This is a genomic window from Acinetobacter sp. I-MWF, assembly GCF_025433935.1.
Classification (GTDB): domain Bacteria; phylum Pseudomonadota; class Gammaproteobacteria; order Pseudomonadales; family Moraxellaceae; genus Acinetobacter; species Acinetobacter guillouiae.
The window spans coordinates 4061054-4080367 of the sequence record NZ_JAMBAR010000001.1; the positions used below are offsets into that span (position 1 = coordinate 4061054).

Below are 19314 nucleotides of genomic sequence, written 5' to 3' on the forward strand. Positions count from 1 at the left end.
TCATGTGCAAAAATGACGATCTGCTATCAGAAAGCCTTAACCTCTTTATAAGTTAAGGCTTTTTTCAATTTGAACAATAAACATTTCAATATTTTAAAGTGAGTCCAATGACTGCTGTGTTGATTTTTTCCATTGGATTGGCTTTTGGATAATTTGCGCCAATAAAATTCCACAGAGTGTTAAACCACCACCAATCAAATGAAAAACTTGTAAATGTTCACCCAAGAGCACCACGGCAATTAAAGCTGTAAACACAGGCAATAAATTCATAAAAATACTATTTTTATTGGGTCCCAAATGTCTTACACCTTCAATCCATAGATAAGACAATAAAATCGATGAGAAAATACTGGCATACAAAATCAAAGGAATGGTCTGTTGATTCAGTTGCATTTGTGATGCCGGTAAAAAGATAAAAAATGGCAAAACATATAAGATGGCAAAGCTCGACATCACAAAATTCGATTGCCATGCAGGGATCGGCATTTTCCAACGTTTTAACAGCACACCATATAAGGCGTAGCCGATTGCGGCAAGTAACATCAAGCCATCGCCAAGATGCATCCCTTGGCTAAAAACTTGAGCAATATGCCCATGACTCAATAAATACAAGATGCCATAGAATGATAAGAAGCCTCCGATCACTAAGCCATAACTAATCTGATCCTTTAAAATCCATGTACTTAAAATAATCGTTAATAATGGAATCAATGCTGTCACAATCGCCATATTGGTCGCTGTCGTGGTTGTCGCTGCTTGATAAGACAAAAATTGGAATAAGGATACAGAAAGAAATCCACCTAAAGCCAAATGTTTCCAATACTGCCGAATAATATGACGATTTTTCCAAGTAGGAATCAACACAAAAGTACTCATCACCGCGAGCGCAAAAACCAAACGATAAAATGTAATCGCCACAGGTGAAATTGCATGACTTGCCATTTTAGACACAATCACATTTCCAGCCCAAAATAAAATGGCAAACAATGGATAGAAATAAGCTTTTTGAAACATGCTGCTCTGCCTATACAGAAAGATTCAACCATGTTAAAAAATAATCATTTTGTATTTGTACGACAAAATGACAATAACTATCGCAAAAAGGACATTATGCTTGAGGACTAAGCCAATTCCACGAATATATGATTGGCAGTGCCGTATTGATTGAGGAGTAAATCGTGGGGAATAATTATGATCATGGATTTTTAGATTATCCAATTTATGCCTTTACTGAAAATTATTCCCATGGGCATATTGAAGATTGGCATAGCCATGAGCGTATCCAACTGATTCATACGCTTTCTGGGGTTCTCCGTATTCAAACGACAGAAGGAACATGGGTCACGCCACCGGGACGCGGTGTATGGATTCCAGCATATAAGGCTCATGCCTTACTGATCAGTGGGGATGTGCAAGCTTATGGTGTATTTATTCAGCCAGACGCACGTTCAAAATTAGTCAATGAATGTCGTGTTGTCACGATCTCGCCCCTGCTAAAAGAGCTTATTCGCTCCGCGATGCAGATTCAAACCACGATCCATCCTCAAAGTCGTGAAGCACGATTGCTTGAACTGATTTTAGATGAGTTGGAGCTTCTCCCTGTTCTACCATTTAACTTACCTGAGCCACAAAATATTAAATTGCAAAAGCTTTGTGCTGAAATCAAACTTGATCTTAGCCATACATGGACACTCGAACACGCAGCCCAATTTTTACATGTTAGTCCGAAAACCCTCACTCGACATTTTCAGAAAGAAACCAATATGCATTTTAGTCATTGGGTACGGCAGGCAAGGCTGATGCAAGCCATGACTGATTTGGCAATGAATAAATCTATTTTCAACGTTGCGCTGGATCTGGGTTATGACAGTGCCAGTGCCTTTAGTGCCATGTTTAAACGTGAAACCAGTTTGACGCCGAGTGAGTACATTCAGCAGTTTCAATTTAAAGATCACTAAATCTATTCAAAATCCGTAGACTGAAAAAAAGCGCCCGAAGGCGCTTTTTAGACATTCAACTATTTACTGGCATACCAGTCAAACAAGTTAAACATGTACGGCGCATAGGTCACAATCACCAATGCTGAGAACAGCACCACGATTGGTAAGATCCAACGCTCATAACGATAGTAGAAGCTTGTATATTTGGCTTTTGCCTCTGCATCGGCGGCGGCAACCTCTGCATCACCGACCGAGAGCCTCGTCAGCAAATGGTTGAGCGCAACAGGCGGCGTAACATAACCAAACTCAAATGCAACCAATACGATCATCCAGAAGTGAATCGGATGGATACCATTTTCAAATGCAACTGGCGCAATCGTTGCAGCAACGAGAATCACCGCACCAAATGGATCTGTTGTCATACCAATTAATGCAAGTAACAATGCCATAAAGCCAAGTGTCACCAAGATACTACCCAGATGCGTTGGAACCATGGTCACGATTTCACTACGTTCAATCAGGCCACCAACACTTGCAGACAATGCCATTAGGATAATTAACGCACCAATATGACCAACACTTTCCGATGTTGCAAAACGAATTGCGCTACGGAAGCCACGTTTCGTTTCAGCGGTATCACCATGCTCACGTAAGTATTCAGAATTTTTTTCATGCTCTAGAGCAAGCGCTTTATTTGGATTTTCTGGTATCGGTAATTTATTACCCAATAACTTATCAAATAAAATAAATGCCAATAACATGATTGGAAGAATTACAGGTGCAGTAAATTCATCCATTTTCGTGTCCAGACCAAACTGATAGAAGCCAATCACGACAGCAACAATCAAGATATATGGAAGCACTGGAACGAAAGCACGCAACATACCTGGGACAGCAGTTTTCGGTGAGTTAATACGGAACTTATTCTCTGCAAGGAATAACGACACCCCTAAGAAAATAAATGCGGTTAACCAGAATACATAAATACCATGATCAAATAACTCGTCTGAAGTTACATGACGGCTATCCAGCATTGAAATTAAGATCACCAAGAGACATGGACGTAATACAACACCCAGTGAACCTGACATTGCCGAAACTGCAAGTGCATATTGACGACGTGCACCTGAATTCCACACTTCTTTATAGATAATTGCACCAGCAGCAACAACGAAGATTCCCGAAGCGCCTGTATATGCGGTTGGAATTGCAGCACCAATCAAAATGATCCACGTCAACGTTTCAGGCGCTAAGTTCCAAGGACGAAGAATCGCCAAGAAAAGATCCATCACACGTGTTTGGGTCAATAACATACCCGCCCAAATAAACAGTGCTAAGTTAAGGAAGATATTTGAAAATTCAGTCAACAAGCCAAGGTAAATACCTTGCCCCATTGGGTAGTCCATAAAGAAAGTAAACGCAATACCTGTCACAATTGCCATAAAGGCATATAAAGGTATGCTCAGCAGCGCAAGGCCAAATTTACCGCCTTCTTCAGCATTTTCTGGTGTACGGAATAATTTAAACAGGCTGATGACTGTTAAGACCACAAATAGGATCATCCATAACCAATAGACCCCAATCGTTTCAAGGGTCGATTCAACACCAGAATTGAGTACTGAGCGATATTGGCTAATGACCGAGAAGCTCAGTAAGGCATTCCCCAGCACCATCGCAATGTTATAGACTTTAAAATCAAGCTTGGTACGCGCTGGACGTAGCCCAATATGATGCATCTTCAATGATGCTGTAATTGCCGCGATCACCACCATCAAAATCAGGATGAGTACGCGATGTTCAGAGCCCCATTTCAATATCCAGAAGAAACCCGTTTCCATCGAACGATATGTACGAAGGGATGGATGATCTTCCATATGTTTGATCGACTTATCATAGAACGCATATTTCTGTTCACAATCCGTTTGAGCTGAAACGAATGAAGCGCGAACATCTGCTTCTGGTGTTAAACCAAAAAATGCCGCATCAGGATCACTGGCTTCCTGTTGCATTTTTTCTTTGACAAGCTTATCGATATCTACATTGCGGTCACATGAAGGTTTGTTGGGCTCAGCACGTAAAAAGGAATATTGCATTCCTATTTTTTCATCTCCATATAGGCGTTCACCTAAACGAAGCATTTGCCCATGAATCATATCCCCTGTCCCAATGATCAAGGTCAGGAGAAGCAGAATAAGGATGGAAAAGGTTGAGAACCACTCATTCCAGAGATAACTGAGTAGACCTAATCCCGATCTATTATTTACAGGTTCTTGCATTGTTATTCCAGTTTTTATAACCAGTGTACAATCGCTTGCACAGCTTATCTTTTATTATTAGGTGAGAGGTAAAATCCTTTACCAATACCCATTCCTATCATCACCACTCAAATTTGCCCTAATTTTCCTAAGAAAAACATGACAAAGATTAATTTTTTTGGCGAGCTTTTTGTCAACTCATCTATAGTCTTAACATTAAATGTGAAAAAACAACTCAGTACTTATATTTTTTACAACTAAAATAGATGTAACATTCACATAATTAACCACAAATGAGAATCAGCATCCATTCATTACAAAGTATTCATTCAAATTTATTTTTTAAATATCTTTACACTTCGATGTGCTTAACCTCATAAAAATAATGAAATTTTATAGAATAATACTTCATACAAATAATATTCTTGATTCATTTTCTATTTCATAACATTAAGTCGAAAAATTAAGCTCAAGATGGCACAAATACTTCCAAAAATCACCCCAAGCAAATGCGCCTGTATTAAAACAGGATGACCTATTAATTGTTCAGTTTGTAGTGCACCAAAAAAATGTTCCCATGTAATTTTGCCGAGGATGCATAACAATACAATGAAGGCAAAATTTCGTTCTGGCTTTTCTTTTAAACTGACGATTGCACAAAATACAAACAGGCCATGAAGAATCCCAGACAAACCTGCATAAGCAAAAATATGAGGATAAATCAGATAAAAACAGAGACTGAGTAAAGGCGGTAAAATAAGCAATAAAGCAATAAAAACTTGCTTTTTAATGTTTGGAAATAAAAAGGGTAAACAGGCCAAAGCCAAAACATTTAAAACATAATGAATCCACCCCACATGAACCCAATGCCCTGTCCACCAACGCCAAGGCTGGCTTAAAAAAACATCATGCTGGTAAATGAAATGATTTTGAAAAAGCTGAAGAATTGCAAAAAAAATGATACAGGTTGCAATAAACAATATATTTTTATCTAACTTGTGTTGTTCCATGCTACACCATAAAAAAAGAAGAGCTGTCGCTCTTCCTCAATTCTAACCAATTCATGCAATTGAATACTATGGATTTGCTACAGGTTCGTCAGCTGAAGCACTTGGCTCTTCAGTTGGTGCAGGTAAATCATTAAACAATTCATCATCACCCGTAGATGCTTGTTCATCCCAGAATGTGGTCATTCCATCATCTGCTGCACGAACACCAGTATGTTCAGTCCAATAACGATCTGCAATACCTTGAACCATTTGACCTGCCATACCATCTAACAATCTAAATTCAGGGTTTACTGGCTTATCATCTGCACGCGATGCTGCATAAGCTTTTAACGCCGCTCTTAATTTAGCGTCATCACCACTGGCTTGTGCTGCAACTGCATTCATTGCAAATGCTAGACGAACACCTTTTTGTTCTGCGATTTGCATTGATTGTTTTAAGGTCTGGGTTGGATCAGGCTTACCGTCTCCTGCACCTGGTAACAATATCCAAATCACTGCACGGGTCGCCATTGGCGCACCCCAGAATTTGTTATTGTCTAAACATGCCATACCACGTTCAACAATCGCAGCAATATCTTTCGGTACATTGACTGCACCGCCAGAGTTAATGTCATTGGTCATCGCTTGCAAACCACTGAGCATACCAATTAAATAGATGGTTTGATCTAAGTCCTTACGCATGGTTGGACAAGAATCACCTAAAGTATATTTATATTTTGCTTGCCAACGTTCTGCAAATAATTGATAACCCGTGTATTGACGTTCTGCGGCAAGGGCCGCCCAACGCTTTTGTTCTATACGAGCATCTTGCGCTTCAGTCACTTTACCGTCTTTTGAAGCACGTAAATATCTGAGTTCTGCATCCAAAGCACGATTTTCTGCACACATCCCCGCAGCTGAATATAACAATACCGCCATACGGGTGGGGTCGGCCCCCATATCTTTTGTTGCCATAATCGCTGGCGTTAATGCATTGCCTGAGTTGCACGCCATATCTGTATCATTGCCCGCCAAAATGGGTGGGACGATATGTTTTTCACTAAAGCCAAGCGCAACATTCGCACCTGATTTTACAACATATGAACAACCTGATAACACAGATGAGGCAACAACAGCGGTCAGCATCAATTGACCAAGCTTGTGGACCTTAGACATACTTCCTGTCCTCTATATAATTGTGTTTATATCCCTTTTAAAATAACAATATCAGATGCAATCTCTGAATAACAGAGTAATAGCTCTAATTTCATCTGAAGAATTTGCCACAATATAGAAAGTATTCAATTGACCTGATCTGGTTTTTATACAAATTTTAAGCAAAAAAAAGTAGCATTGCGACGGTTCAGCACATGCTACTTGTTAAAAGGTAAACTCTTTAAGAGAGTTTATTGGTTTTAAGTCTTTTAAATTTGCTACCGTTAACACTGTTAGCGTTAGCTTTCTCAATCTGTTCCCTCAGCATAGTTCCTAGTCTTCCAAATATAATTGCAAAAACAATTGCAACCACTAAGAACCAAAACGTATGAATTTCACCCATTTGGAAATTCCTCCTCGCTGTTGGTAGTTTTAATTTACATGCAAGATCAGATTTTTACAGAGATAATTGTCGGACAATTTTACAATTGCGCTATTTTGTATATATTTGGTCTAACAATGGATATTAAATAAGCAAAAATATAAATAAGAGTATGTTTTATTTAGATTAAATTTAAATTAGATTTTTTATATTTGTTAGACAATTAACTTAATTTTACCCGAGATTTTAAAGATTTCCACTGTATTTTGCTCACTTGATCTTGCCAAATAATTAAACTTTTATTGTTTTTCTCAGCAAAATACACTGCGATATAAAATCGATGATCAATCATTTGCTGAATTTGCACATGATGAATTTGATTGGAATCCTCATATTGTAGGGTCCACTGATCTAAATCAAAATGTTCTAAACTTCGGACTTGTGGACGCATTCTAAATATTTTTAGACTGAAGCACGCCAACAACAGCAGTAATACACTTATCCATACAGTGATAATGGAGTACAGCACTATAAAAATAATTGTTAAACACAAAAGCTGAAAACCCAGTGCAATACGACTGGGTTTGAATTGATATCGTTGGTGAGTCTTTAACTCATCCGTGGACATAATCTTTAAGTTTATTAATCAAGCTTCTAAGTTCAGGTCGAGGTGGCTCTGAAACTTCCATAAACCAATCCAATAAATCTGGATCTTCCTGATCAACTAACTCTTTAAACAAGGCTTTTTCCTGCGCACTTGCTGCTAAGTAATATTGTTTTACATATGGGTCAAAATATACATCAATCTCTTTTAAACCGCGACGAGCACGATAAATCACTTTACGTTCTTCTAAAGTAAGTTCTTCTGACATCATTTTCCCCCAATGGTTAATTCTGACTTAGTTTACCCGATTCCCGATCAATTTCTCGCTAAATTCTTCTAAATGACCAAATTCATCATTTAAAAATGAGTTTTGAGCATTCATCTCATTGCGACAAATAAGCAATTCACATAATTTCAACTCACTAAAACTCATATGGATATTATAAAAATGCAATCAGGTGCTATCCGACCTTTAACCAATATGTTGCCTCGTAAATTGTTTAATTCCGATCACGATGCTTTTCGTGAAACAGTACGTAAATTTTATGAAAAAGAAGTTGTGCCAAATATTGCCAAATATGAACAGCAACAACATGTAGATCGCGATTTATGGAACAAAGCAGGTGAAATGGGTCTGCTCTGTGCAACCATGCCTGAAGAATATGGTGGCTATGGCGTAGATCGCCTCTACAGTATGATTCTGATTGAAGAACAAGCCTATGCAATGGATTCTTCTACAGGTTTTTCTTTGCACTCGGATATTGTTGCCAACTACATCAACAACTTTGGTAATGAAGAGCAGAAAAAACATTGGATTGCTAAAATGGCTTCTGGAGAAACCGTCACAGCCATTGCGATGACAGAACCAGGAACAGGCTCAGACCTACAAGGTGTTCGCACCACCGCCGTTTTAGACGGAGATGAATATGTGATCAATGGTTCTAAAATCTTTATTACCAATGGTTATCTATGCGATATGGCAATTGTCGTATGTAAAACAGGCAGTTCAGAGAAAGGTTCTGCCAACCTATCTTTGATTATCGTTGAAGCTGACCGTGCTGGCTTTAGCAAAGGAAAACCACTCAATAAAATTGGTATGAAAGGACAAGATACTTGCGAATTGTTCTTTGAAGATGTTCGTGTACCAAAAGAAAATTTATTGGGTATGGAAGGCATGGGTTTTATCATGCTGATGAAAGAGTTGGCATGGGAACGTATGCTGGTCGCGATTATCTGCCAAGCAGGCGCAGAAGCAGCGCTGGCACATACTGTTCAATATACCAAAGACCGTAAAGCGTTTGGTAAACCGATCGGTGCTTTTCAAAATACACGTTTTAAACTTGCTGAAATGCGCACAGAAATTGATTTCTGCCGTGCTTACCTCGACCGTTGTATGGAATTACAACTTGAAGGTACATTAGGTGTTGATGCTGCAGCTGCCGCAAAATACAAAATTTCAGAAGTATTCTCTAATGTGGTTGATGAATGCCTTCAATTACATGGTGGTTATGGTTATATGCTGGAATATCCAATTGCACGCGCTTATATCGATAATCGGGCAAATCGTATTTATGCAGGTACAAACGAGATTATGAAAGAACTGATTTCCCGTTCTTTATAATTTATCTGATCATTGTTAAAGGAGCTTTGGCTCCTTTTTCTATCACCAAGCATTCTTTTTATATCAATTTTTATGTCGCAATAAATAAGGAGCTTTCGCTCCTTATTTATTTCATAGCTTGTTTATTTTGCTATTTCTTAATTTGGTTGCTTCTAGGTTTGATTAAGAAACCAGTTTAGGCTTTTTTGCGAGTTGCGCTTCACGCTTATGAAATTTTAAAACACCATCTTCAAACTTGGCATTTTTAAGTTCTTTACGATCTGCTAAATAGTTATTCGACACTTTCCAAGGTGCATGCTTACCTTGTTTCGGCATCACATCCGCCGCACGAGCAATATAACCTGAGCTTAAACTGCCCATCACCGTATCTTCCATCAATTCAGTTGCATCACCTTGTGGAATAACTTCGTCATAGCCTTTCTTGTCCATATAGTTTACAAGACGGCAAATATACTCACCTGCAATATCAACCTTCAATGTCCATGACGCGTTGATATAACCAATGATCATTGCCATATTTGGCACATCGCTAACCATTACACCCTGATACAGCATGTGTTGAGACGTATTCATTGGCTTATTATCAATTGTAGCTTTGATACCACCCAAGATTTGGATTTCTAAACCTGTTGCTGAAACGATGATATCCGCATCTAAATGCTTACCAGATTTTAATTGGATACCTGTTGCGGTAATTTTCTCAATTTGATCTGTTTCAACGCTGGCTTTACCAGAACGTAAAATCTTAAATAAGTCACCATCTGGCACAACACATAACCGCTGATCCCACGGATTATATGTTGGGGTAAAGTGTTTCATATCCACTTTACCTTTTAATTGCATTTCAATCGATTTGAGTAAAAACTTACGCAGTAACTTCGGTTGTTTTTGTGCAAGTGCGTAGATACCGCGTTGCATACCAATATTACGTGCACGGGTTAACTTATAGGCCACATCTTCAGGTAAAACCTTACGCATTTTGTCATAAACAAAATCAATAGATGGGATTGAAGCAATATAGGTTGGTGAACGTTGCAACATGGTCACATGCCCTGCACCACCTTTTGACATCGCAGGCACTAAGGTAATAGCTGTTGCACCACTACCAATAATCACTACTTTTTTACCCGTATAATCTAAGTTTTCAGGCCAAAATTGTGGGTTAATAAATTCGCCTTTAAAATCATTTTTACCTGGATAATCAGGTTGATAACCTTGGTCATAATTATAATAACCTGTACATCCGATTACAAAGTTTGCAACCCACGTATTGAGTTTTTGATTTTCATCTTCAATTTGTACGACCCATTTTTTAATTGAAGAATCATAATTTGCAGTACGTACACGCTGATTAAAATGAATTTTATCTTTTAATTTAAATTCATCGACAACTTCAGCAACATAACCTTTAATCGAAGCGCCATCTGCCAAGACATTGGCTTTTTGCCATGGTTTAAAATTAAACCCAAAAGTAGACATATCTGAATCGGAACGGATACCAGGATATTTAAATAAATCCCAAGTTCCACCGAAGCTCTCACGACGCTCAATAATTTCAAATGAACGTTGTGGTGAGTGTTTTGAAAGATGCGCAGCTACACCAATACCAGAGATACCTGCACCAACGATAAGAATATCAACTTGCTTTTCCATGTTGTTTTTATAACCTTTTTAAGAGTACTTTTTTATTAAAGCACAAATCTGACAATACGCAATGTCAAGTTTGCATTTTTCTGACGAAATTTAAGTCAATTTGGGACAAAACCATAAATTGTCCAACAAAAAGGCATAAAAAAAGGCCGGTGAAACACCGACCTTTTTCGAACAACCGATTGTTCTGTGACGTGAGTAATTAGTTTACTTCACGATCCACAAGTTCTACATAAGCCATCGGTGCAGCATCACCTGCACGGAAACCAGCTTTAAGAACACGTAGATAACCGCCGTTACGTTCTTTGTAACGAGGGCCAAGAACGGTAAATAATTTACCAACTGTTGCTGCTGAACGAGTACGAGCAAACGCCAAACGACGGTTTGCTACAGTATCGTTTTTAGCTAAAGTGATTAAAGGCTCAGCTACACGACGTAACTCTTTTGCTTTAGGCACAGTAGTTTTAATTAACTCATGCTCAAACAAAGAATTAGCCATGTTTTGAAACATCGCTTTACGATGGCTGCTGGTACGGCCTAATTTCACACCACTATTACGATGACGCATGGTGATAGTCCTACTTAATTAACGGCTACGATAGGCGAAACGATCGTCCATACGGAGACTAGCTGGTGGCCAGTTCTCTAAACGCATGCCGAGCTGTAAGCCCTTAGAAGCCAGAACATCTTTGATCTCAGTAAGCGATTTTTTACCAAGGTTAGGAGTTTTAAGCAACTCAACCTCAGTACGCTGTACTAGATCACCAATGTAGTAAATATTTTCTGCTTTCAAACAGTTAGCAGAACGAACAGTAAGCTCTAGATCATCAACTGGACGAAGCAAGATTGGATCAACTTCTTCACGTGGCTCTTGAGCAACTGGAGCTTGATCTTTCTGAAGATCAACAAAAATTGCAATTTGTTGTTGCAAGATTGTTGCCGCTTTGCGGATAGCTTCTTCAGGATCTACAGTTCCATTCGTTTCAAGATCAATGACGAGCTTATCAAGGTCAGTACGTTGTTCTACACGAGCATTTTCAACTGTGTAAGACACACGTTTAATCGGGCTATAAGAAGCATCTAACTGTAGACGACCTACAGGACGCGTTTCGCCTTCAGGGAAACGTGAGTCAGAAGTTTCATAACCACGACCTTGAGAAACTTTCAAGCGCATTTTTAATGAGCCTGAAGCACTTAAAGTACCAATCAGATGTTCAGGGTTAACCACTTCAACATTATGTGGTAAACGAAGGTCAGCAGCAGTTACATCGCCAGGACCTTGTTTTTCCAATGTCAAATATGCTTCGTTTTGATCGAACAGCTTAATAGACAATCCTTTTAGGTTCAGCAAGAGCTCGACGATGTCCTGCTGCAAGCCTTCTAAAGTACTGTACTCGTGCTCGACACCCTCTATCTCTACTTCAACCACGGCTGCGCCAGGTAAAGAAGACAAAAGGATGCGACGTAAAGCATTACCAAGAGTATGACCAAAGCCACGCTCTAATGGTTCAAGAATCACTTTTGCCGAGGTCCCGCTTGCCGCTTCGACCTTGATCGCTTGCGGAGTTAGAAACTCGTTTGCAGTACGCGTCATTATTGCTACCTCAAGGATTATTTAGAATACAATTCTACAATCAAGCTTTCGTTGATTTCAGCAGGTAAATCAGAACGATCTGGTGCAGCTTTAAATGTACCTTCAAGTTTTGAATGATCTACTTCAATCCAAGCAGCTGTTCCACGTTGAGCAGCTAATTCAATTGCGTTTTTGATACGTAATTGTTGTTTAGCGCTTTCGTGAACTGCAATCACGTCGCCCGCTTTAACTTGGATAGACGCGATGTTAACACGACGACCATTTAAAGTGATTGAACGGTGAGATACCAGCTGACGAGCTTCTGCACGTGTAGAACCAAAACCCATGCGATAAACAACGTTATCGAGGCGGCTTTCAAGCAATTTCAACAAGTTTTCACCTGTTGCGCCTTTAACACGAGCAGCTTCTTTGTAGTAGTTACTAAATTGACGCTCTAAAACACCGTACATGCGACGTACTTTTTGTTTTTCACGTAATTGTAGTGAATACTCTGATTGTTTAGCACGGCTTTGGCCATGTTGACCAGGAGCTTTAGCAGATTTTTTTGTTTTGACGTCAAATGGTTTAACGCCAGATTTTAATTGCAGGTCTGTCCCTTCGCGGCGAGAGAGTTTGCATTTTGGACCAATATAACGAGCCATGAATGTTTCTCCTTACACGCGACGTTTTTTAGGTGGACGGCAACCGTTGTGCGGAATCGGTGTCACGTCGGTAATGCTGTTAATTTTATAACCCACTGCACCTAATGCACGAACCGCAGATTCACGACCTGGACCAGGACCTTTTACAAGGACGTCCAAGTTTTTCAAACCGTAATCTAAAGCAGCTTTACCAGCAACTTCAGCAGCTACCTGAGCAGCAAACGGAGTTGATTTACGTGATCCACGGAAGCCTTGTCCACCTGAAGTAGCCCAAGCCAATGCATTACCTTGACGATCAGTAATCGTAACAATGGTGTTATTAAAAGAAGCGTGAATGTGTGCAACACCTTCAGAGACGGTACGAGTGACCTTCTTGCGTGTGCGAGTATCTTTAGCCATCTTTTAGCTTCCAGAAATCTTATTTCTTAATAGGTTTGCGCGGACCTTTACGGGTACGTGCGTTAGTTTTGGTGCGTTGTCCGCGAACAGGCAAGCTGCGACGATGACGAAGACCGCGGTAGCAGCCTAAATCCATTAAACGTTTAATGTTCATGGAAATTTCGCGACGTAAGTCACCTTCGGTCGGAACCTTAGCAACTTCTGCACGAATCGCATCAAGCTGAGCATCATCTAATTCACGAATTTTAGTAGTAGTCGTAATACCTGCAGCAGCTAAAATGTTTTTAGCTGTGTGGCGGCCAATACCAAAAATATACGTGAGAGAGATAACAGCATGCTTGTTATCCGGAATGTTTACACCGGCAATACGAGCCATTCAAATTTCTCCAAAAAGGCAGTAGAGATAATCAACCGCCCCACAAAAATCTTGAGGGGCGGATAATAACCTAATTAGCCTACTGAAATCAACAGGTCTTAATTAAATTAACCTTGACGCTGCTTATGACGAGGTTCTGCGCTGCAAATTACGCGAATAACCCCATTACGACGGATAACTTTACAGCTACCACAAATTTTCTTTACAGAAGCTTGTACTTTCATGATGAAACCTTCTAAGTGCGCTTATCCCTTAGGATGAGCAGTCGTTTTTCTCATTAACGATTGATCGTCATACTGATGTGATGTCAAATGGGCTTGAAGCTGAGCCATAAAGTCCATAACAACAACAACTACGATAAGTAATGAGGTACCACCCAAATGGAATGGAATACCAAAAGAACTTTGTAAAATCATCGGCATTAAACAGATGACTGTAATGTAGATTGCACCAATAAACGTCAAACGATTAAGAATATGATCTAAGTAACGAGCAGTTTGCTCACCTGGGCGAATACCAGGTACATAAGCTCCACTGCGTTTCAAGTTCTCTGATACTTCTTTCGGGCTAAAAACAAGCGCCGTATAGAAATAACAGAAAAAGATAATTAACGCACCGAAGAGCACTAAATACAACGGTTGTCCAGGCGATAATACCAATGCCAAATCTTGTAGGCTACGTTTTACAATTCCTGCATTTGGATCAGCACTGCCTAACCATTGACCTAAACTTGCAGGGAACAACAATAACGAACTTGCGAAAATTGCTGGAATAACCCCTGCCATGTTGATCTTCAATGGCAAATGCGTTTGCTGTGCAGTGAATACACGACGACCTTGCTGTTTTTGAGCATAGTTCACAGGTATACGACGTTGAGCTTTTTCAATAAACACAATCGCTGCTAAAACAGCAACTGATAGCAATCCAAAGATAGCCAAACCAATTAAACTTGATTGGCCATTATCTACTGAAGTAAATGCTTGAATCACTAAGTTTGGTAAACCAGCAACAATACCTGCAAAGATAATCATTGAGATACCGTTACCAACACCACGTTCAGTAATTTGCTCACCTAACCACATTAAGAACATGGTACCTGCAACTAACGATGTTAGCGCTGGAATGTAAAAAGCCAGTCCTGAAGTCAAAGTAATACCTTGACTGATTAGACCAGCACACATCCCGATACCTTGGACTAATGCGAGTAAAAGGGTGCCGTAACGCGTATATTGATTAATCTTACGCTTACCTTGCTCGCCTTCTTTCTTCAATGCTTCTAACGAAGGCACCACGGTCGACATCAACTGCACAATAATAGATGCAGAAATGTACGGCATGATACCTAACGCCAGAATGGACATTCGTTCTAATGCTCCACCCGAGAACATATTAAACAAACCTAAAAAAGTACCTTCATTAGCTTTGAAAAAACGTTCTAGAGCAACATTATCAATACCTGGCAGCGGAATATGCGCTCCTAGTCGAAAGACTACCAATGCACCAATCAAGAACATTAATCGGCGAATAATTTCACGATATTTCACATGAAATGGTTGACCTTTCATCATGTTAACATGACCTGAAGAACTAGGAGACATAGTCACTCGCGATTACTCCTCGACTTTACCGCCAGCAGCTTCAAGAGCAGCTTTAGCGCCTTTAGTCAATGCAACACCTTGAACAGTGAATGCACGAGTGATTTCACCAGAAAGAACAACACGAGCACGCAACATATCTTTACGTACAACATTCGCAGCTTTCAAAGTTTCAAGTGAAATAATATCACCTTCAACTTTAGCAAGTTCAGACAAACGTACTTCAGCAGTTTTCAAAGCCAATTGGCTTGTGAAACCGAATTTAGGTAAACGACGATATAACGCAGTTTGACCACCTTCAAAGCCTGGACGAACGCCACCACTTTTACGTGATTTCTGACCTTTGACACCACGGCCACCAGTCTTACCGACACCAGAACCGATACCACGGCCTAAACGACGATTATCACGTTTTGCACCTTCAGCAGGTGCAAGCTCATTTAAACGCAGAGTCATGGCTTATTCCTCTACACTAACCATATAGTAGACTTTGTTGATCATACCACGGTTAGAAGGTGTATCTATTACTTCTACTGTATGACCAATACGACGCAGACCTAAACCTTGTAGGCAAAGTTTGTGATTTTTCAAACGATGCGAAGAAGATTTAGTCTGGGTAACTTTAATCGTTTTCATGATTGATTACCCTAAAATTTGTTCTACTGAAAGACCACGTTTAGCAGCAACTTTCTCAGGAGACGTCATATCACGTAAACCATTAAAAGTTGCATTTACAACGTTAGCCGCGTTAGTAGAACCATAACATTTCGTCAATACGTTACGTACACCAGCAGCTTCTAAAACTGCGCGCATAGAACCACCAGCGATTACGCCAGTACCTTCAGATGCAGGTTGCATGTAAACACGGCTAGCGCCATGACGAGCATGAATAGGATGTTGTACAGTACCATCAACAAGATCAACAGTGATCATGTTGCGGCGTGCAGCTTCAAGTGCTTTAGAAATAGCAGCTGGAACTTCACGCGCTTTACCGCGACCAAAACCTACACGACCATTACCATCACCCACAACAGTTAATGCTGTGAAAGAGAAGATACGACCACCCTTAACAACTTTGGCTACACGATCAACGGCAACCAGCTTTTCAACAAGACCTTCGTTTTGTTCAACTTTAGCCATGATTAGAACTCCAAGCCGTTTTCACGAGCAGCATCAGCCAAGGCTTTGATACGACCATGATATTTAAAACCAGAACGGTCAAATGCAACTTTAGTTACACCAGCAGCCTTTGCACGTTCTGCGATTAAAGCACCTACTTTAGTAGCTGAATCTACATTACCTGTAGTTCCGCTACGTAAAGATGCATCCAAAGTAGAAGCTTGCGCTAATACTTTGCCACCATCTGCAGAAATAACTTGAGCATAGATGTGACGCGGCGTGCGGTTTACACACAAGCGAGTCGCACCCAATGCACGAATGTGCAAGCGTGTGCTTTTCGCACGACGCAAACGGGATTGTTTCTTTTCGTTCATAAGAACCTCGCGCCTTATTTCTTCTTAGCTTCTTTACGAAGAACAACTTCGTCAGAATAGCGAACACCTTTACCTTTATACGGCTCTGGTGGACGATAACCACGGATTTCTGCAGCAACTTGACCTAACAATTGCTTGTTAGCTGATTTCAAAATGATTTCAGTAGCAGTCGGAGTTTCAGCAGTTACACCTTCAGGAAGAGCGTAATCAATCGGGTGAGAATAACCAAGGTTAAGGTTCACAACTGTACCTTTAACCGCAGCTTTATAACCAACACCGATAAGTTGTAACTTACGTTCGAAGCCTTCATTAACACCTTTTACAAGGTTATTAAGAACAGCGCGAGCAGTACCAGCTTGCATCCAAGAATCGCGAGATTCTTTAACTGGAGCAATATGAAGTTGACCTTCTTCCTGTTTAAGCTCGACCAGCGCATGCAGGTTGAAAGACAACGTACCTTTGCTGCCTTTCACTTCGACCTGCCGGCCGTTCTGAGTAACTGCTACACCGTTAGGTACAGTTACTGGGGCTTTAGCCACACGAGACATGAGGAATCACCTATTAAGAAACAAAAGCAATAACTTCACCACCAACGCCTGCAGCACGTGCAGCGCGATCAGTCATGATGCCTTTGCTTGTAGAAACAATTGCAATACCTAAACCTTGCTTAACGCTCGGAAGTGCATCTTTACCGCGATACTGACGTAGACCTGGACGGCTTACGCGTTTCACAGTTTCGATAACTGGTTTGCCTTCAAAATATTTTAAAGTAATTGTCAAAGTAGCTTTGCCTTCAAGATCAGCAACTTCTACATTTGAAATGTAACCTTCTTGTTGAAGTACGTTTGCAATTGCAACTTTCAACTTAGAATTAGGCATAGAAACAGTTTGTTTCTTTGCCATTTGTGCGTTACGAACACGTGTTAGCATGTCGGCAACGGTATCTTGCATACTCATTTATAGTCGCTCCTTACCAGCTTGCCTTAACAACGCCCGGTACATCACCCTGCATTACTGTGTCACGTAATTTGTTACGGCTTAAGCCGAACTTACGGAAGTAACCATGAGGACGACCAGTTAAACCACAACGGTTACGAAGACGTACTGGAGACGCATTACGTGGTAATGCTTGTAACTTCATCATCGCTTCGAAACGTTCTTCATCAGATGCATTTACGTTTGCAATCGTAGCTTTTAATTCAGCACGTTTTGCAGCGTATTTAGCAACTGTAGTTTCGCGTTTCAATTCGCGATTAATCATACTTTTCTTAGCCATATCGACCTCTTATTTGAACGGGAAGCCGAATGCACGGATTAGCGCACGGCCTTCGTCATCAGTACGAGCAGTCGTAGTGATAGTAATATCCATACCACGAATACGATCGATCTTATCAAAATCGATTTCAGGGAACATAATTTGTTCCTTGAGACCCATTGAATAATTACCACGACCATCGAATGATTTCGCAGAAAAACCGCGGAAGTCACGAATACGAGGGATAGCGATAGAGATCAAACGGTCTAAGAATTCGTACATTTGTTCGCCGCGTAAAGTTACTTTACAACCAATCGGCCAACCATCACGGATTTTAAAACCAGCGATTGATTTGCGCGCTAATGTAAGAACTGGTTTTTGACCAGCAATAGCTTGCATATCCGCCAAAGCGCCATCTAACAATTTCTTGTCGGCTGAAGCTGCACCAACACCCATGTTGATGGTGATTTTAGTAATGCGAGGAATTTCCATCACATTGCCCAAACCAAGTTCTTCTTTCAACTTAGCTCGGATTTCGTCGTTATAACGTGTTTTAAGTCTGGCCATAGCCTAGTTCAACCTATTACTTCGCTACCGCCACTGATTCACCATTTGATTTATAAACGCGAGTTTTCACGCCTTCAATCACTTGGTAACCAACACGGTCAGCCTTTTGGGTTGCAGCATTAAAAACTGCCACGTTTGAAATATGAAGCGAAGCTTCTTGTGTAACAATAGCGCCTTCAGCACCTGTTGCACGGTTCGGCTTTTGATGCTTCTTAACTAAATTAAGGCCTTCAACCTTAACTTGGTCATTTGAAACAGACAAAACAGTACCCTGTTTGCCTTTTTCTTTACCTGCGATCACAATTACTTGATCGCCTTTTCTAATCTTAGCCATGATTGCCTCTATTATAGAACTTCAGGAGCCAATGAAATGATTTTCATGAACTGTTCAGTACGAAGTTCACGAGTCACTGGTCCGAAAATACGAGTGGCAATCGGAGCCTTGTTGTTGTTCAAGATAACTGCAGCATTATCATCGAAACGGATCACAGAACCGTCTGGACGACGAATACCGAATTTAGTACGAACTACAACTGCATTCATCACGTCACCTTTTTTAACACGGCCACGCGGAATTGCTTCTTTTACAGTAACTTTAATAATGTCGCCAACAGAAGCATAACGACGATGTGAACCACCAAGTACTTTAATACATTGTACGCGGCGAGCACCACTGTTGTCTGCTACGTCTAGCATACTTTCGGTCTGAATCATTGCCCTACTCCAAAACCGAGCATCACCGGTCGCAATTTCGAAAGGCTCAAAGAGTACTCGAAATTGACCGATGATGCAACAAGA

27 protein-coding genes are annotated in these 19314 nt (G+C 40.4%); 2 read left to right on the forward strand and 25 right to left on the reverse strand.

What is annotated here, in order from left to right:
* Positions 1-93 precede the first annotated feature (93 nt).
* Positions 94-1014: a DMT family transporter gene (locus M2R48_RS18760; RefSeq protein ID WP_004725746.1), complete on the reverse strand. Its 921-nt coding sequence runs from the start codon at positions 1012-1014 to the stop codon at positions 94-96.
* Between the two features lie 164 nt (positions 1015-1178).
* Between M2R48_RS18760 and M2R48_RS18765 the strand changes: the two genes are divergently transcribed.
* Entirely contained in the window at positions 1179-1958 is a 780-nt protein-coding gene (locus tag M2R48_RS18765; protein WP_224964327.1) for an AraC family transcriptional regulator, read from the forward strand.
* 59 nt (positions 1959-2017) lie between these two features.
* Here M2R48_RS18765 and M2R48_RS18770 read toward each other — a convergent pair whose 3' ends face one another.
* The 6 genes from M2R48_RS18770 to M2R48_RS18795 form a co-directional block, all read right to left on the reverse strand.
* Positions 2018-4216: a TRAP transporter large permease subunit gene (locus tag M2R48_RS18770; RefSeq protein ID WP_262087121.1), complete on the reverse strand. Its 2199-nt coding sequence runs from the start codon at positions 4214-4216 to the stop codon at positions 2018-2020.
* A 416-nt stretch (positions 4217-4632) separates the two neighbouring features.
* Entirely contained in the window at positions 4633-5205 is a 573-nt protein-coding gene (gene rrtA, locus M2R48_RS18775) for a rhombosortase (protein ID WP_262087123.1), read from the reverse strand.
* A 66-nt stretch (positions 5206-5271) separates the two neighbouring features.
* On the reverse strand, positions 5272-6360 hold the full coding sequence (locus M2R48_RS18780) for a hypothetical protein (RefSeq protein ID WP_262087125.1): 1089 nt from the start codon (positions 6358-6360) through the stop codon (positions 5272-5274).
* Positions 6361-6580: 220 nt separating this feature from the next.
* Entirely contained in the window at positions 6581-6742 is a 162-nt protein-coding gene (locus tag M2R48_RS18785) for a hypothetical protein (protein ID WP_004725737.1), read from the reverse strand.
* A gap of 202 nt (positions 6743-6944) precedes the next feature.
* Positions 6945-7172 carry a hypothetical protein gene (locus M2R48_RS21620; protein WP_209827930.1) on the reverse strand — a complete coding sequence of 76 codons (228 nt, stop codon included), beginning with the start codon at positions 7170-7172 and terminating at the stop codon, positions 6945-6947.
* Between the two features lie 163 nt (positions 7173-7335).
* Entirely contained in the window at positions 7336-7593 is a 258-nt protein-coding gene (locus M2R48_RS18795) for a succinate dehydrogenase assembly factor 2 (protein ID WP_004816878.1), read from the reverse strand.
* A gap of 180 nt (positions 7594-7773) precedes the next feature.
* Between M2R48_RS18795 and M2R48_RS18800 the strand changes: the two genes are divergently transcribed.
* Positions 7774-8946, forward strand: coding sequence for an acyl-CoA dehydrogenase family protein (locus M2R48_RS18800; protein ID WP_004725731.1), 1173 nt, complete (start codon positions 7774-7776; stop codon positions 8944-8946).
* 162 nt (positions 8947-9108) lie between these two features.
* Here the strand turns inward: M2R48_RS18800 and M2R48_RS18805 are convergent, their stop codons facing one another.
* The 18 genes from M2R48_RS18805 to rplN form a co-directional block, all read right to left on the reverse strand.
* Positions 9109-10599 (reverse strand): flavin-containing monooxygenase, encoded by a 1491-nt coding sequence (locus tag M2R48_RS18805; RefSeq protein WP_004725729.1) that lies wholly within the window; start codon positions 10597-10599, stop codon positions 9109-9111.
* A 199-nt stretch (positions 10600-10798) separates the two neighbouring features.
* On the reverse strand, positions 10799-11164 hold the full coding sequence (gene rplQ / locus M2R48_RS18810; RefSeq protein ID WP_004281488.1) for a 50S ribosomal protein L17: 366 nt from the start codon (positions 11162-11164) through the stop codon (positions 10799-10801).
* A gap of 18 nt (positions 11165-11182) precedes the next feature.
* Positions 11183-12190 carry a DNA-directed RNA polymerase subunit alpha gene (locus tag M2R48_RS18815; RefSeq protein WP_004816876.1) on the reverse strand — a complete coding sequence of 336 codons (1008 nt, stop codon included), beginning with the start codon at positions 12188-12190 and terminating at the stop codon, positions 11183-11185.
* Positions 12191-12207: 17 nt separating this feature from the next.
* Positions 12208-12831: a 30S ribosomal protein S4 gene (gene rpsD, locus M2R48_RS18820; RefSeq protein WP_004725725.1), complete on the reverse strand. Its 624-nt coding sequence runs from the start codon at positions 12829-12831 to the stop codon at positions 12208-12210.
* Between the two features lie 12 nt (positions 12832-12843).
* Positions 12844-13230 carry a 30S ribosomal protein S11 gene (rpsK, locus tag M2R48_RS18825; protein ID WP_001040166.1) on the reverse strand — a complete coding sequence of 129 codons (387 nt, stop codon included), beginning with the start codon at positions 13228-13230 and terminating at the stop codon, positions 12844-12846.
* 19 nt (positions 13231-13249) lie between these two features.
* Positions 13250-13606 (reverse strand): 30S ribosomal protein S13, encoded by a 357-nt coding sequence (gene rpsM, locus M2R48_RS18830; protein WP_004725722.1) that lies wholly within the window; start codon positions 13604-13606, stop codon positions 13250-13252.
* Between the two features lie 107 nt (positions 13607-13713).
* Positions 13714-13830, reverse strand: a complete 117-nt coding sequence (rpmJ, locus tag M2R48_RS18835; protein ID WP_000867907.1) for a 50S ribosomal protein L36 — start codon at positions 13828-13830, stop codon at positions 13714-13716.
* Between the two features lie 21 nt (positions 13831-13851).
* Complete coding sequence (gene secY / locus M2R48_RS18840) at positions 13852-15171, reverse strand: preprotein translocase subunit SecY (RefSeq protein WP_171066869.1); 1320 nt, start codon at positions 15169-15171, stop codon at positions 13852-13854.
* Positions 15172-15216: 45 nt separating this feature from the next.
* Positions 15217-15657: a 50S ribosomal protein L15 gene (gene rplO, locus M2R48_RS18845; protein WP_004725719.1), complete on the reverse strand. Its 441-nt coding sequence runs from the start codon at positions 15655-15657 to the stop codon at positions 15217-15219.
* Between the two features lie 3 nt (positions 15658-15660).
* Positions 15661-15837 (reverse strand): 50S ribosomal protein L30, encoded by a 177-nt coding sequence (gene rpmD / locus M2R48_RS18850; protein WP_004725717.1) that lies wholly within the window; start codon positions 15835-15837, stop codon positions 15661-15663.
* Positions 15838-15843: 6 nt separating this feature from the next.
* Positions 15844-16341, reverse strand: a complete 498-nt coding sequence (gene rpsE, locus M2R48_RS18855) for a 30S ribosomal protein S5 (protein WP_004725715.1) — start codon at positions 16339-16341, stop codon at positions 15844-15846.
* Positions 16342-16343: 2 nt separating this feature from the next.
* A complete protein-coding gene (rplR, locus tag M2R48_RS18860; protein WP_004725713.1) occupies positions 16344-16694 on the reverse strand; it encodes a 50S ribosomal protein L18 in 351 nt (116 codons plus the stop codon).
* A 14-nt stretch (positions 16695-16708) separates the two neighbouring features.
* Complete coding sequence (gene rplF / locus M2R48_RS18865; RefSeq protein WP_004725711.1) at positions 16709-17242, reverse strand: 50S ribosomal protein L6; 534 nt, start codon at positions 17240-17242, stop codon at positions 16709-16711.
* Positions 17243-17255: 13 nt separating this feature from the next.
* A complete protein-coding gene (gene rpsH / locus M2R48_RS18870; RefSeq protein ID WP_004725709.1) occupies positions 17256-17651 on the reverse strand; it encodes a 30S ribosomal protein S8 in 396 nt (131 codons plus the stop codon).
* Between the two features lie 13 nt (positions 17652-17664).
* Positions 17665-17970: a 30S ribosomal protein S14 gene (gene rpsN, locus M2R48_RS18875; protein WP_004725707.1), complete on the reverse strand. Its 306-nt coding sequence runs from the start codon at positions 17968-17970 to the stop codon at positions 17665-17667.
* Positions 17971-17979: 9 nt separating this feature from the next.
* Positions 17980-18516, reverse strand: a complete 537-nt coding sequence (gene rplE, locus M2R48_RS18880) for a 50S ribosomal protein L5 (protein WP_004725705.1) — start codon at positions 18514-18516, stop codon at positions 17980-17982.
* A gap of 16 nt (positions 18517-18532) precedes the next feature.
* Entirely contained in the window at positions 18533-18850 is a 318-nt protein-coding gene (gene rplX / locus M2R48_RS18885) for a 50S ribosomal protein L24 (protein WP_004725703.1), read from the reverse strand.
* Positions 18851-18861: 11 nt separating this feature from the next.
* Positions 18862-19230 carry a 50S ribosomal protein L14 gene (rplN, locus tag M2R48_RS18890; RefSeq protein WP_004725701.1) on the reverse strand — a complete coding sequence of 123 codons (369 nt, stop codon included), beginning with the start codon at positions 19228-19230 and terminating at the stop codon, positions 18862-18864.
* Between the last annotated feature and the right edge of the window lie 84 nt (positions 19231-19314).

Coding starts and splice junctions, on each gene's coding strand:
- M2R48_RS18760 (WP_004725746.1), bottom strand. CDS start 1,014: ATGTTTCAAAAAGCTTATTTCTATCCATTGTTTGCCATTTTATTTTGG.
- M2R48_RS18770 (WP_262087121.1), bottom strand. CDS start 4,216: ATGCAAGAACCTGTAAATAATAGATCGGGATTAGGTCTACTCAGTTAT.
- rrtA (WP_262087123.1), bottom strand. CDS start 5,205: ATGGAACAACACAAGTTAGATAAAAATATATTGTTTATTGCAACCTGT.
- M2R48_RS18780 (WP_262087125.1), bottom strand. CDS start 6,360: ATGTCTAAGGTCCACAAGCTTGGTCAATTGATGCTGACCGCTGTTGTT.
- M2R48_RS18785 (WP_004725737.1), bottom strand. CDS start 6,742: ATGGGTGAAATTCATACGTTTTGGTTCTTAGTGGTTGCAATTGTTTTT.
- M2R48_RS21620 (WP_209827930.1), bottom strand. CDS start 7,172: ATGCGTCCACAAGTCCGAAGTTTAGAACATTTTGATTTAGATCAGTGG.
- M2R48_RS18795 (WP_004816878.1), bottom strand. CDS start 7,593: ATGTCAGAAGAACTTACTTTAGAAGAACGTAAAGTGATTTATCGTGCT.
- M2R48_RS18800 (WP_004725731.1), top strand. CDS start 7,774: ATGCAATCAGGTGCTATCCGACCTTTAACCAATATGTTGCCTCGTAAA.
- M2R48_RS18805 (WP_004725729.1), bottom strand. CDS start 10,599: ATGGAAAAGCAAGTTGATATTCTTATCGTTGGTGCAGGTATCTCTGGT.
- rplQ (WP_004281488.1), bottom strand. CDS start 11,164: ATGCGTCATCGTAATAGTGGTGTGAAATTAGGCCGTACCAGCAGCCAT.
- M2R48_RS18815 (WP_004816876.1), bottom strand. CDS start 12,190: ATGACGCGTACTGCAAACGAGTTTCTAACTCCGCAAGCGATCAAGGTC.
- rpsD (WP_004725725.1), bottom strand. CDS start 12,831: ATGGCTCGTTATATTGGTCCAAAATGCAAACTCTCTCGCCGCGAAGGG.
- rpsK (WP_001040166.1), bottom strand. CDS start 13,230: ATGGCTAAAGATACTCGCACACGCAAGAAGGTCACTCGTACCGTCTCT.
- rpsM (WP_004725722.1), bottom strand. CDS start 13,606: ATGGCTCGTATTGCCGGTGTAAACATTCCGGATAACAAGCATGCTGTT.
- rpmJ (WP_000867907.1), bottom strand. CDS start 13,830: ATGAAAGTACAAGCTTCTGTAAAGAAAATTTGTGGTAGCTGTAAAGTT.
- secY (WP_171066869.1), bottom strand. CDS start 15,171: ATGAAAGGTCAACCATTTCATGTGAAATATCGTGAAATTATTCGCCGA.
- rplO (WP_004725719.1), bottom strand. CDS start 15,657: ATGACTCTGCGTTTAAATGAGCTTGCACCTGCTGAAGGTGCAAAACGT.
- rpmD (WP_004725717.1), bottom strand. CDS start 15,837: ATGAAAACGATTAAAGTTACCCAGACTAAATCTTCTTCGCATCGTTTG.
- rpsE (WP_004725715.1), bottom strand. CDS start 16,341: ATGGCTAAAGTTGAACAAAACGAAGGTCTTGTTGAAAAGCTGGTTGCC.
- rplR (WP_004725713.1), bottom strand. CDS start 16,694: ATGAACGAAAAGAAACAATCCCGTTTGCGTCGTGCGAAAAGCACACGC.
- rplF (WP_004725711.1), bottom strand. CDS start 17,242: ATGTCTCGTGTGGCTAAAGCCCCAGTAACTGTACCTAACGGTGTAGCA.
- rpsH (WP_004725709.1), bottom strand. CDS start 17,651: ATGAGTATGCAAGATACCGTTGCCGACATGCTAACACGTGTTCGTAAC.
- rpsN (WP_004725707.1), bottom strand. CDS start 17,970: ATGGCTAAGAAAAGTATGATTAATCGCGAATTGAAACGCGAAACTACA.
- rplE (WP_004725705.1), bottom strand. CDS start 18,516: ATGGCCAGACTTAAAACACGTTATAACGACGAAATCCGAGCTAAGTTG.
- rplX (WP_004725703.1), bottom strand. CDS start 18,850: ATGGCTAAGATTAGAAAAGGCGATCAAGTAATTGTGATCGCAGGTAAA.
- rplN (WP_004725701.1), bottom strand. CDS start 19,230: ATGATTCAGACCGAAAGTATGCTAGACGTAGCAGACAACAGTGGTGCT.